The 12,966-nt window shown below is 41.8% G+C and carries 10 protein-coding genes; 8 read left to right on the forward strand and 2 right to left on the reverse strand.

What is annotated here, in order from left to right; genetic code table 11:
• The first annotated feature begins 56 nt into the window (after window positions 1-56).
• Window positions 57-1,670, forward strand: coding sequence for a sigma-54-dependent Fis family transcriptional regulator (locus ACGTN9_RS03165; protein ID WP_499590424.1), 1,614 nt, complete (start codon window positions 57-59; stop codon window positions 1,668-1,670).
• 193 nt (window positions 1,671-1,863) lie between these two features.
• Window positions 1,864-2,796 carry a S66 peptidase family protein gene (locus ACGTN9_RS03170; protein WP_499590426.1) on the forward strand — a complete coding sequence of 311 codons (933 nt, stop codon included), beginning with the start codon at window positions 1,864-1,866 and terminating at the stop codon, window positions 2,794-2,796.
• Window positions 2,797-3,034: 238 nt separating this feature from the next.
• Here the strand turns inward: ACGTN9_RS03170 and ACGTN9_RS03175 are convergent, their stop codons facing one another.
• Window positions 3,035-4,579 (reverse strand): phosphodiester glycosidase family protein, encoded by a 1,545-nt coding sequence (locus ACGTN9_RS03175; RefSeq protein WP_499590428.1) that lies wholly within the window; start codon window positions 4,577-4,579, stop codon window positions 3,035-3,037.
• Between the two features lie 303 nt (window positions 4,580-4,882).
• Window positions 4,883-6,472 carry a bifunctional metallophosphatase/5'-nucleotidase gene (locus ACGTN9_RS03180; protein WP_499590430.1) on the reverse strand — a complete coding sequence of 530 codons (1,590 nt, stop codon included), beginning with the start codon at window positions 6,470-6,472 and terminating at the stop codon, window positions 4,883-4,885.
• A gap of 489 nt (window positions 6,473-6,961) precedes the next feature.
• Here ACGTN9_RS03180 and ACGTN9_RS03185 point away from each other — a divergent pair, with 489 nt between their 5' ends.
• The 6 genes from ACGTN9_RS03185 to ACGTN9_RS03210 all read left to right on the forward strand — a co-directional run bounded on the left by ACGTN9_RS03185 (window position 6,962) and on the right by ACGTN9_RS03210 (window position 12,957).
• Window positions 6,962-7,345: a hypothetical protein gene (locus ACGTN9_RS03185; protein ID WP_499590432.1), complete on the forward strand. Its 384-nt coding sequence runs from the start codon at window positions 6,962-6,964 to the stop codon at window positions 7,343-7,345.
• 289 nt (window positions 7,346-7,634) lie between these two features.
• The gene (locus tag ACGTN9_RS03190) at window positions 7,635-8,411 is read left to right on the forward strand and encodes a YveK family protein (RefSeq protein WP_499590434.1); all 777 of its coding nucleotides are present in this window, start codon (window positions 7,635-7,637) and stop codon (window positions 8,409-8,411) included.
• Entirely contained in the window at window positions 8,383-9,078 is a 696-nt protein-coding gene (locus ACGTN9_RS03195) for a CpsD/CapB family tyrosine-protein kinase (RefSeq protein ID WP_499590436.1), read from the forward strand. Before ACGTN9_RS03190 ends, ACGTN9_RS03195 begins: the two co-directional genes overlap by 29 nt.
• 191 nt (window positions 9,079-9,269) lie before the next feature.
• Complete coding sequence (locus ACGTN9_RS03200) at window positions 9,270-10,037, forward strand: tyrosine-protein phosphatase (RefSeq protein WP_499590438.1); 768 nt, start codon at window positions 9,270-9,272, stop codon at window positions 10,035-10,037.
• Window positions 10,038-10,290: 253 nt separating this feature from the next.
• The gene (locus ACGTN9_RS03205; RefSeq protein ID WP_499590440.1) at window positions 10,291-11,064 is read left to right on the forward strand and encodes a tyrosine-protein phosphatase; all 774 of its coding nucleotides are present in this window, start codon (window positions 10,291-10,293) and stop codon (window positions 11,062-11,064) included.
• Window positions 11,065-11,106: 42 nt separating this feature from the next.
• Entirely contained in the window at window positions 11,107-12,957 is a 1,851-nt protein-coding gene (locus ACGTN9_RS03210; RefSeq protein WP_499590442.1) for a polysaccharide biosynthesis protein, read from the forward strand.
• Window positions 12,958-12,966: the final 9 nt, after the last annotated feature.

A 12,966-nucleotide genomic window follows, 5' to 3' on the forward strand; every position in this document is an offset into this window, starting at 1 on the left:
AGCGTAGTGCTATTCACCCATATTGTAAAAAAACATCAATAGGTGAGGGATGTATTGTGAAAAGTGAGTACACATACAAAGAATTGTATAACAAGTGGGAGAAGTTCGTTAATGGAGGAAAAGATTTATCACATCTGCCAAAAACAGTAGCCGATTCTTGGAGGCGGTGCCGACAGATGAACGTCAACCCATTTCAAAAGCCTTCCCTATTAAAAGAAGATGAAATCCGAGATTTACTTAATAAGAACCAGTATTTGATCAACATTGTTTCTCCATTTATCAAATTGATCAGCGATTTGACGAAAGAAACGGGCTTTATCTTTGTGCTTACCGATAAGGAAGGAAATGTGCTGGATGTCCGTGGTGACAAATTAGTAATTAATGATGCGAAAAAGAATAAGTTTGTTATCGGAGCTCACCGTTCCGAAAGTGCCGGAACTAATGCCATTAGCCTTGCCCTCCAAACGAATACTCCTGTTCAGCTTGCGGGACCGGAACATTACAATGCGAATTTCCACCAGTGGACATGTGCATCATCGCCAATTCATGATACAAATGGAAATATATTAGGTGTTTTAACTCTATCAGGAAGGTACTCTCTAAAACATACACATACACTAGGAATGGTTGTTTCCATTACTAAAGCCATTGAAAAAGAATTATATTTAAAAGAAAAAATTTTTAAGAAGCAAAAAAACTCAGATTTTTCCTCTTCCACTATGTTCAACTTTGAAGATATCATCGGAAAGAATGATAAACTCTTACATTCTATTCAGATGGCCAAGCTTGTTTCTAAAATGGACACAAGAGTTTTAGTTGAAGGGGAAAGCGGTACAGGAAAAGAATTATTCGTACAAGCAATTCACCAAGCAAGCAATCGAAATGATGGTCCGTTCATAGGGATGAACTGCGCAGCCATTCCGGAACAATTAATTGAAAGTGAATTGTTTGGATACCAGGATGGAGCGTTTACTGGTGCCAAAAAAGGTGGCAAGCCAGGAAAGTTTGAGCTGGCCAATGGTGGTACATTATTTCTCGATGAAATCAACAGTATGTCTGCTGATATGCAAGTCAAGCTGTTAAGAGCATTACAACAAAACGAAATAACCCGTGTTGGCGGAAACCATTCAATACCTATCAATGTTCGTGTTGTTGCCGCATCCAACTACCCATTGGAAGAATTAGTTGAACAAGGTTCATTCCGAAAAGATTTATTCTATCGATTAGGAATTATAGTAATCGATATACCACCATTAAGAGAAAGAACGGAAGATATTCCCGAATTATTTGAGACCTTACTTCAGAAAGTCTGTCATCGTCTTGGCATGAATACTTGTGATTATGATCCTCTCATTCTCCCTCCCCTGCAATCATATAGTTGGCCGGGAAATATAAGAGAGCTGGAAAATTATATTGAACGAGCGGTGGTACTGGCACAAGGAGAAACGATAACCATCAAGCACTTGCCAGACAAAGTAATGGACCATATTTTTATCGGAGAAACCAAGGAACTGACCACCCTGGAAAAAGTAGAAAAAGAATCGATTCGAAAAGCTTTAAATGTTTTTCAGGGAAACATTGCCAAAACTTCAGAAGTTCTTGGAATAACCAGAAAGACGTTATATAAGAAGATCGACACCTATCAATTGAAAGAAAATCAAATCAGCTAAAAACCACCTTGGAGCCCTCCAAAATTTGGAGGGCTCCGGGGTGGTCGCTTGTTTACCCCAGGGCCTCCAGATATTGGAGGACCTGGGGTCTTCTCATTTCTACACCAACAAGAATTATTTATTTAGTATTTCAAGAGGGTTTCTCAAATAAAATAACTCTAGAATGACGTTTGACTCTGGAAGGAGTGTTTCTATGCAAATAAGGCCATTTGCATTACAGCGCGGAGATACGATCGGTATTGTCACATTGGGAAGCCCGCCAGAAAGAAATGAGGTTGAGACAGGAATAAAAATGTTGGAAGACATGGGGTTTAAAACTCTTCTTGGTCGTAACGTTTACGCCCGAGATGGTTTCTTAGCAGGTACAGCGCAAGAACGTGCAGGAGATTTAATGCGTATGTTTGCCAATCCAGAGGTGAAAATGATATTACCTACAAGGGGCGGGGTAGGAGTTGCTGGAATTCTTCCTTATCTTGACTATGCATTTATACAGCGAAACGCAAAAATCATAAGTGGTTACAGTGATATTACGGTATTGTTGAATGCCCTGTACCAATATGCCCATTTAATAACTTTTCAAAGTCTGATGCTTGTCGATTTTAACCCAAACACCCCCGCCTATAATTTTAATCAATTTTTTACTGCTATTTCCTCCTCTACACCAATTGGACAAATACAGACTCCTCCTAATATTCCGTTAAAAAGCAGAGTACCCGGAAACGTCACCGGGCCGATTGTTGGCGGAAATCTCACATCATTAGTTGGCACCATCGGTACTCCTTTTGAAATAGATACTCGAGGAAAGATTCTCCTGATCGAGGATACACACGAACCCATTAACACATTATTCAGATATACCGAACAATTACGAATGGCTGGGAAGTTCCGGGACTGTATTGGGATTGTTATGGGAGAATGCACAGAGTGTGAAGAATCTTATGGTAAGACGTACGAAGATTTTATCAATGAATTTATAATACCATTAGGAAAGCCGCTGATAACTAATCTAACCTCAGCACACGGCACTTATAAAACTGCAATTCCTATTGGGGCAACGGTTAACTTGAATACATTCAATAATACATTAACGGTTCTTACACCTACTACGACTCCTTCTTTCTACTGATGAAATAAGTATTATGAATACCGGGGAGTTATGAGATGACTAATTACTTTTACACAAAACTTTGTGGGTCGTTTCAGGGCGGGTTGGTTTTAAATAAATATCAAAAGTAATAGAGATGGTGGGGAAACCTAGCAAGTCTACCATCCTCGGATCCCTCCAAATTTTGAAGGAATCCGGGGTAAACAAGTTAACACCCCAGGTCCAATTTCTGGAGGACCTGGGGTGTGTTAGTACAATGTTATTCTGGCAGAATTACAATCGCGTTTCCTACTGGTCTCTCACCGGAAGCATCAGAAGGCTGGTTAACGAGTTCATTCCCAATCGCCATTGTAGTCGATCCACCGCCATCGAGGTTCATGGCTTCAAAAGCACCGAGACTCTGCATCAGCTCAGCGCTTTCCAGGAAGTTCACCCCGATACTATTGTCGGCACGACCGTCTACCGTAACAAACAACAGGTTGCCGTTTTCCTTGATACCTGCAAGCGTCCTAGGGTGTCGCTTGATCGCAAAGTTATACAGGAAGTTTGAACTCCAATAAAAGCCTTCATCAGCGGCAGGTATCGTCAATTCACCGTTTTCAATCAGGCGTGGGCCGCCATTTACGATACTATTTATAGCCGCATCCGTTGACTCTTCTCCATCTACCAATAAACTCTCTTCCACATCCAGCTTGGCTCCTGGTTGTGCATGTTCCCTAAGCCACTCGGCGTGTGAGCCAGTAGCAGCAAGTACCGCACCATCTACCGGGATGTGCCCGCCTTGGTTTCTGACTTCCCAAACCTCGCCGTCCGAATCTAAAACAACTTCCAGGCCTTCACCTGCTGGTGTTTCATCGCCAAATACAGGCTTGAATAAAATCAGCTCGCTGTCATCGGTGCAGGTGACATCATGCCTCGGTGCTTCTGTCGGCACATCACCTCCGGTACCGCCACAGCTGCGGATCAACCCAGGTTTCCGATTGATGCCATCCAGGGGAATGGATGCTCCATCGGAAGACTCAACCATCAGTTCCGTTTCCACTTCCGCAATATCTGCCCCTGACTCGGAAAAAACCAGATTGGTGCGGTCGCTGACGGACTCACTGACCAACTCGCCATCAAAGACGGAAACGCCGGCCAGGTCGCCCGGTGTCCCGTCACGGGTACCGACGACAAAGTATCCGCCATTGATTGCTGCCAGTGCATCGGTTCGCTCGGATATCTCGGTTACCTTCTCTTTTCCCTGCACCTCTCCTTGTGCGAGGGCGGAAGTGACGGTACCATCAAAAACATCCGGATCAACTTCGAGGATATTCACTGCCCATGGACCATCTGTCCTTGTTCCGTCAAAGGCAGTAAAAAGTGTGCTGGCACTTGTGTAACCGTCTTTCTCCAGTTCTGCTTCTAACTCCTGTGCTGCACCAACGTTGTCAAACTCTCCGACGCGCACAAGATAAGCGATTCGATGTGTGTCAATATCATTGTATTTATTATCTTTGATCTGAGTGACATAAGCCTTATAACCGTCTGTTTTCAATCGTTTTACCAGATCCTTGCTTTCATCCTTTGTTTCCGCCAGTGAGATCTGAACCGTGTATACATCTGAAGTCTGGCCACGTTCAATATGGGTATAGGTAACACCAGGAGCAATTTTCTCTGTTTCACGGGTTTCCTCCAGGCTGGCATGGCCAAGGTCCAGTTCCGTATAGGCTGAGGCAGAATTTACGGGAAAACTGCCAAGCAATATCCATAAACTTAAACCAATACTGATTAAAGAAGTGCCGGCTAACCTGTTTTTGTTCATTCCATCTACTCCTTTTCTATAAATTAGTAGTCTTCAGGATGTTACTTATATATCCATCTGCAAAAATCCTATAGAAAAGGAGAAAAAAGGATATAAGAACCATCAAAATTAGACAAAAGACACCCCGGAGCATCCAAAATTCGGAGGGCTCCCCGGGGTGGTCTCGTTATTGTCCCGGCATTCCGTATAGCAAAAAGTCCCCGGGAATCCATTAACTGCATTCCCGGGGACTTTTGAATATAATTTGGTTAAGTGTTTTAGCTTGTTGTGGGCTTTTCGGTTCTATATCTTAATCAGATCTTGCTACTTTACATCAATTCGGTTCAAAGCTGGAGCTTCAATATTTTCTTGCTGTTTTAGATATTCAATCATAGCATCTAATGCTAGAGGCCCTGTTACTTGATTTGTTCCTTCTTTCAGAACCGTAAATCCGTCTCCGCCAGTGGCGATAAAGTTGTTGACGGTCACTGTGTATGGTTGTTCCGGATCAATCGGGTTGCCATTACTGTCCGCCATGGAAACAATCTTTTCCCCCTTTGGAGCGGCGTCATCCCAAGTATAGTTTAATCCTGACACTTGCAAAATTCGAGGGTAGCTGCCTGACCATTGCTGTTCAAGGGCTGCTTTTATTTGGCTCCCGGTCAATGTCATTTTTACAAGGTTATTCCCGAATGGAAGCATAGTATATAATTCTCCCCACGTGATTGGACCTTCATCCAGGTCTGCACGAATACCACCGGGATTCATAAATGCAAAGTCTGTTTGCATAGCAGCCCGCTGTGAATCAGCAACAAGGTTGCCGAGCGCAGACTCTCCACTGGCATCTTGAGCGGTCGTAATCGGCTCGTCCGCCTGCGCGATGACTTCCTGAATTTGATCCTCCACTTCTTTGCTGTAGTTATCCACCATTTCTTTTACTTCTGCATCAGGTTCGATAGCATCATGGAAGGTGGTAACCACGGACGCTTCTTTTGATACGATATCCTTCGTTTTTGGATCAATCATTAAATCTACATCAGAAAAGGCAGTTCCATAGGAATAAGATTCCACAATCAGCTTTCCGTCTACAACGGTGTTCGCGTAAGCATGATTATGCCCGCCAAAAATAACATCGACTTCATCGTCGATTTTTGGAGCGAACTCCACAACCTCTCCAGAGGGATTAGTGCCATCCGGATTGGAAGATGCAGGCACATGAGCAAGCACAACGATGGATTCGACACCTTTTTCTTTCAGTTGCGCAGCTGCTTTGTTAATCGCCGCAGCCTCATCGGTGAACTCAACCCCTTCGATACCGCTCGGAAGAACAATGTTCTTCGTGTCTGTGGTGATTACACCGATAAATCCAATCGGCATGCCGTTGACTTTTTTGATCACATACGGCGGCAGAATCGGTTCGCCTGTATCTTTATCTTTCACATTTGCTACGGTATAAGGGAAGGAAGCTCCTTCAAAATCTCCTGTTTCTTCATGAGTCCCTCCATAGATCAGGCGCTTCATTTCAGCAACTCCTTCATCAAACTCATGGTTGCCGACAGTTCCTACATCAAAACCAAGTTCGTTTAGAATCTCAATGGTAGGTTCATCCTGCAGGAGGGAAGAAACAGGTGAACTTGCCCCAACGACATCTCCTGCATGGACAAGTAATGTGTTTTTGTTGTCCTGTTCATACTGTTTCAGGTAAGCAGCCAAATATTCGGCTCCCCCTGCCTTTCGGTCACCGATGGTACGGTAAACGTCCAGTTGACCATGAAAATCATTCATGCCTAATAATTGTACGGGTATGTACCTTTCCTTATAGTGTTCATTGGCACCGGGATGGGCTGAAACTGATGTACTTAAAAGTGATAAGGACAATAGAAGGGCTGGTAATAACTTTCTAACTTGTAACATGATGTACCTCCTTGTATTTATTGTTATCTTAAACAATAGCAGAGTAGTATAAAGTTGTTTTTAACCAATTGTAAAATCTTGAAAATTGTAACTTTTAAGTGCTCCGGGATATGTTTTTTCACCTCAGCTCCTTTTCTAAAAATTAGTATCTGCACCATCTATTTATATACCAACAGAACTAATTCCTATATATAAGGTACAAAAGGGGAGAATGGTACCAACAAAATTAGACAAAAAGTCTCTCTTAGACAATCGATTTCGAGGAAGAGAAAGTAAAATATCCCACGGTCTCCATATTTTGAAGTCCACGGGATATTTTATATGAAGCATTACTTTGTTTAGTTGGCTTGAGCCTCGTCAATCCGGCGGATTTCTTGCCCTGCGAAGATACTTGTTGAATCTGTTATACTCTTAAAATATATTCATTCTGTTTAATTATTACCGATGAATATAGTGTTAGATAAATAGATGTAACACAAGGAGAGAATTATGAAAGAAGTTATATTATTACTTGCAGAAATCGTTAATATATTTCACGACTTGTTTGGCGAACTGGCGAGGGGATTAGGGTTGACCTTGAATGATAAAGAGATGCACTTTTGGATAATCGGCATATTAGGATTAGCTGGATTTTTAATTGTGAATGCAGCTTTTCATGTCCTGTCTCAATGGAGCATCACGGCTATATCATTTGTATTTTCATTTGCAATGGTGCTTGTTTTTGTGTTCGCAGTAGAAATACAGCAGAAAATAACGGGAGCCGGGCAAATGGAATTCCAAGATGCAGCTATTAGTATAGTAGGGTTTTTGGCGTTTTTTGGTGCCTACTTATTATTTAAAGGGAGTTTAATTCTGCTAAAGAAATTTATCTGACCAGTTTAGGCGAAGCTTCCCCGGGAGAACCATTTTCTGGTTCTCCCGGGGAAGCTCTTAGTTTGTGTGGGTAATTTATACTATTTTATATAAATACCCCCATAGACTTTAATTTCGACAATCTACGACGATAACAATGAGGGAGAGGATAAAAACAACTAGGATACAGTCATGCCAAATGTAATAGATAGTATTTTTGAAAAAAATTTACAGATTCCATAGATTGTGTATGCTATAATAATCCTAGTTTGGACAAAATTCAACATAGAAAGATGGAGGGACACTTTACATGGAAGAAACAATTTCCCTGAAAGAGATTGCTGAAGTCCTGAAAAAGCGTTTTTTGCTTATTGCTGGAACAACAGTAGGTGCGGTAGTACTTGCTGCTCTTATAAGCTTCTTTTTCCTGACACCAACGTATGAAGCAACCTCGCAATTTATCGTCAATCAGAATGAGAGTCAGTCGAGCCAAGAGTATAATGTAAATGATATTCGTACCAACGTCGAACTTATCAATACATATAATGTGGTAATTAAGAGTCCGAGAATCCTGGACGAAGTTATTGAAGAAATGGAACTGAACATGACAGCTGGACAGCTTAGGGACAAATTGAGTGTTTCCAGCGAGCAAAACTCCCAGGTGGTTACCGTTACGGTGACAGATCAGAATCAAAACCGTGCCGCAATGATGGCGAATACCACCGTTGAAGTGTTCCAAAATGAAATTCCTGATTTGATGAATGTTGACAATGTTAATGTGCTTTCAGAGGCACAATTGGATAATGAAGCGGCTCAAGTAAGCCCTAAGCCGATGCTTAATATGGCAATCGCTTTTGTCCTTGGATTAATGGTCGGAGTCGGAATAGCATTCTTACTTGAGTACATGGACAACACGATTAAGACAGAGAGAGACTTGGAAGAAAAGCTTGGCATTCCAGTAATGGGTATCGTCACTCATATCAGTGATGAAGAAGTCGCTCGTGCGATGGATCGCCCAGGTGCCACTTCGCTTCGGTCAAAAGGAGGTCGAGTAAGCTATGCGTCGCAGCAGAAAAAATCTATCTAACAACAAAGCGCGTACATTGATTACGAAAATGAATCCTCGCTCTCCTATTTCTGAACAATACAGAACCATCCGGACGAACCTGCAGTTTGCTTCTGTAGATAGTGACCTTCGTACGATGATGGTTACTTCTGCGGGCCCCTCGGAAGGGAAATCCTTAACTACTGCTAACCTGGCAGTAACCTTCGCTCAACAGGAAAAAAAGGTACTGTTGATTGATGCGGATATGCGTAAACCGACGCTGCATTATACATTCCGCTTAGATAACAGTCATGGTTTAAGCAGTGTACTGATTGGTGACCAAAGCCTGGACCAGGTTGTTCGTGGAAGTGATTTGGATAACCTGCATTTAATTCCTTCTGGTCCGATTCCGCCTAACCCTTCAGAGCTATTAGGGTCGAAGGCGATGGACAACTTCCTGCGAATAGCGAAAAATTATTATGATATAGTGATATTCGATACACCTCCTGTATTAGCTGTTACGGATGGTCAAATTTTATCACGAATCTGCGATGGTGTGCTTTTAGTGTCACGAAGCAAGCAGACAGAAATCGACGCAGGTAAAAAGGCTGTGGATCTGCTTAAACAAGTGGATGCCAACCTGCTTGGTGCTGTGTTGAATGACGTAGAAGCAAAGAACTCCAATTATTATTACTATTATGGTAATTAAAGGGAAAATTGAACCCTGGACCCTTTTCTCGAAGTTTGAGAAAAGGGTTTTTATGGTTTCATAGACAATAAACGACAATATTTACCTCTATTTTAAATCTCCTAATCTGCTATACTGAGAATTAAATCAAATCTGTACAAAAAAGGTTTGAAAACATTGAGTTTAGGAGAAAGATAGGTGAGGTGAGAGAGATGATCGATATACATTGCCACATTCTTCCTGGCGTGGATGACGGCGCACAGACAATGGCAGATAGCATCACGATGGCTAAAGAAGCTTTAGAGCAAGGCATTGACACCATTATTGCTACTCCCCATCACTTAAATGGAAAGTATGAAAACCCCCGATTAACCATTTTTCATAAAGTGCAAGAATTGAATGAGGAACTGAAGCGAGCTGGAGTCGACTTGACTGTGCTCCCAGGACAGGAAACAAGAATTAATGGAGATATGATTACAGACCTGGAGAAAGAAGAGATACTACCGCTTAATGTAGACAGCAGTTATGTATTCGTTGAACTCCCTTCTGACCAGGTCCCCCAATACACGAAGCAAATGTTATTCGACATGCAACGGGCAGGATATAAACCTATTATTGTCCATCCTGAGCGTAATAAAAAACTGATGGAGGATCCTGATTTGTTGTACCATTTTGTAAAAGGCGGGGCCTATACACAGGTAACTGCTGGAAGTGTTGCCGGAAAGTTCGGTAAAAACATTCAAAAATTCACGCATCAACTGATTAAGTCAAATCTTACCCACTTGATAGCATCTGATGCTCATAATATTGGGAGCAGAGGTTTTTTCACTAAAGAAGCATATCAGGAGATAAGAAAAAAGTATGGAGCAAGTCAAGTCTATTATTTCATGGAAAATGCTTACTATGTGACACAGGGAGAAGTCTTAGCGGCTGAGCCCCCAGAGCGCATTAAACAAAAAAAGTTCCTGGGAATTTTTTAGTAGACTACAAAAGGAAATAAATTCATGTTAAACTAGTTAATTGAAGCAGTTACTCGTTTTGTCAATGACATTGGTAAAACGAGTATTTTATTTTTTCGATACGAGAATTATTTTTATGGGGGTAATTTGTAAAGATTTTATAAAAACAGTTACTAGTACCCTTACAAATTTATGGAATTATGCTATAATCCTTGATAGACATATTTGAGATGCATATTTTATAAAGGAAATATGCTTGGAAAGGATACATAGAATGATAGACATTCATTGCCACATTCTCCCCGGAGTGGATGATGGGGCGAAGACAATCGAAGACAGCCTGGCGATGGCGAGACAAGCCGTCGATGAAGGAATCGATACCATCATCGCAACCCCGCATCATCGAAATGGAAAATATGATAATGACAGTGACGCTATACTGTCAGCAGTAAAGCAATTGAACGAAGAACTCAGTATAGTAAACATCCCACTAACGATTCTTCCAGGACAGGAAACACGTATTCATGGTGACTTCCTATCAGGAGTAGAAGAAGCAACGATCCTGCCACTTAATGAATCCAGTAATTATATATTCGTAGAATTACCTTCCGATCAAGTACCGCGTTATACGAAACAAATGCTTTTCGACTTGCAGGTAAAAGGTTACAAGCCCATCATCGTACATCCAGAACGGAATGCACGACTGATTCAGGAACCGGACCTGCTTTACCAGTTCGTCCAAAACGGTGCCTACACCCAAGTAACGACAGCTAGTTTGACTGGAAGGTTTGGAAAAAATATTCAGAAATTCTCGCAGCAAATAATCGAAGCCAACCTGACCCACCTGATTGCATCCGATGCACATAACACCACGTCCCGGGGGTTCTGTGTCCAGCATGCATATCAGCAAATCAAGGAAAACTATGGGCCATCCATGGTTTATTATTTTGTGGAAAATGCGAAATTTGTTGCAGAAGGTCAAATGGTGGCCGCCGATCCTCCGGAGCCGATTAAAAAAAAGAAAAAACTATTTGGGATTTTCGGATAATCCAATAAAAAAGAAAATCGAGTATAGAAAGGGTGAGTGAGTTTGACGTATAGTAAACGGTTGGCATTATTGATTTTGATCGATTCTATTATTGTATCATTTTCGATCTTCATGTCCCACTTTTTCCTGAACCCATACGTCCAGGTATTTGATACAAGGATGCTTGTAGCATCTATCACGCTATTATTAACACATCATGTCTTTTCTTATATATTGGATCTTTATAAAAAAGTGTGGCGATATGCCAGTTTAGAAGAATTGATTGGTATATTCGTGGCGGTTACAGGATCGATTCTCGTTACCGCTGTTGAACAACAAGTAATCTATGGAGAGGTCTACGAACGCGCTCTTACGGTGACATGGATGTTACATATCATCTTAATTGGTGGTATCCGGTTCGCCTGGCGCTATTATACAACTTACGGCATTACGTTTGCTCCAAGACGAAAAAGAATCAAGCAGTTACAGGAAAATGATGATCGGAAACGGACACTGATCATTGGAGCAGGTTCAGCAGGCCAGATGCTTGCCCGTCAGATGAAAGGGAACGGAGAACAGAACTTCAATGTAGTTGGTTTCATTGATGATAATTTCACGTTGCATCATCTTACCGTCAATAATATCCCGGTTCTTGGGAGCACGAAAGATTTAGCACAGATTGTTGAAAAGAAAGCAGTCAACCATATCGTTATCGCAATGCCATCGGTAGAACGTGACCGTGTAAAAGATATCATCACTGAAGCACAACAAGTCGTGCCAAATGTGCAAACGTTGCCGTTGATAGAAGATATTGCGATGGGGAATGTTTCCGTCAGTCAAATCCGTGATGTATCTATTGAGGATTTGCTTGGCCGTGAGCCGGTAGAACTCGATATCGATTCGATTTCTAATGAAATTAAAGGACAAACTGTGCTTGTTACTGGAGCAGGTGGCTCAATTGGTTCAGAGATTTGCCGTCAGCTAGTCAAATTTGGTCCGGAAGAGTTAATTCTCTTAGGTCATGGCGAGAACAGCATTTATTCTATTCATATGGAACTGAAACAGCTGGATATTGATACCGAACTGATTCCGGTGATTGCCGATATCCAGGATCGCGACCGGATGTTCCAGGTCATCAACGATTATAAGCCAACTTATATTTACCATGCAGCAGCCCATAAGCACGTACCGTTAATGGAAGCCAATCCGAAAGAAGCGGTTAAGAATAATGTGCTTGGTACGAAAAATGTTGCCGAAGCGGCTGATACGGCCGGTGTTAAAACATTCGTATTAGTATCATCGGATAAGGCGGTCAACCCGACAAATGTAATGGGATCGACAAAACGTATTGCCGAAATGGTAATTCAGCAGTTAGCGCAAACGAGTAAAACGAATTTTGTTGCGGTACGATTTGGAAATGTGCTCGGAAGTCGGGGAAGTGTCATCCCGTTATTTAAAAAGCAGATTGCCAATGGCGGCCCGGTAACCGTTACTCATCCAGATATGACCCGGTACTTTATGACGATTCCAGAAGCCTCCAGGCTCGTACTACAGGCTGGAGCGTTAGCTCGTGGTGGAGAAATCTTTGTATTGGATATGGGTGAACCGGTAAAGATCGTTGACCTTGCCAAGAACTTGATTACACTTTCCGGTTATGACATTAATGAAATCGGAATTGAATTCTCGGGAATTAGACCTGGGGAAAAAATGTACGAAGAGCTTTTGAATGAAAAAGAAATCCATAAAGAACCAGTCTTCCCTAAGATTTTCATTGGGAGCTCGGTGGAATTTGATGCTGATAAAGTCAGCTATTTGATTCGGAATCAAGAAACCATGACTCAGGGCGAATTGAGAGAGTATTCAATTTCACTAGCGAATGATCAACCAATAGTAGCACATAGTCGAGTTAAATAAACTATTATA

The organism is Halobacillus sp. B23F22_5 (genome assembly GCF_043497085.1).
Lineage (GTDB): Bacteria > Bacillota > Bacilli > Bacillales > Halobacillaceae > Thalassobacillus.

Coding starts and splice junctions, on each gene's coding strand:
- ACGTN9_RS03185 (WP_499590432.1), top strand. CDS start 6,962: ATGAAAGAAGTTATATTATTACTTGCAGAAATCGTTAATATATTTCAC.
- ACGTN9_RS03195 (WP_499590436.1), top strand. CDS start 8,383: ATGCGTCGCAGCAGAAAAAATCTATCTAACAACAAAGCGCGTACATTG.
- ACGTN9_RS03175 (WP_499590428.1), bottom strand. CDS start 4,579: ATGAACAAAAACAGGTTAGCCGGCACTTCTTTAATCAGTATTGGTTTA.
- ACGTN9_RS03180 (WP_499590430.1), bottom strand. CDS start 6,472: ATGTTACAAGTTAGAAAGTTATTACCAGCCCTTCTATTGTCCTTATCA.
- ACGTN9_RS03200 (WP_499590438.1), top strand. CDS start 9,270: ATGATCGATATACATTGCCACATTCTTCCTGGCGTGGATGACGGCGCA.
- ACGTN9_RS03205 (WP_499590440.1), top strand. CDS start 10,291: ATGATAGACATTCATTGCCACATTCTCCCCGGAGTGGATGATGGGGCG.
- ACGTN9_RS03190 (WP_499590434.1), top strand. CDS start 7,635: ATGGAAGAAACAATTTCCCTGAAAGAGATTGCTGAAGTCCTGAAAAAG.
- ACGTN9_RS03170 (WP_499590426.1), top strand. CDS start 1,864: ATGCAAATAAGGCCATTTGCATTACAGCGCGGAGATACGATCGGTATT.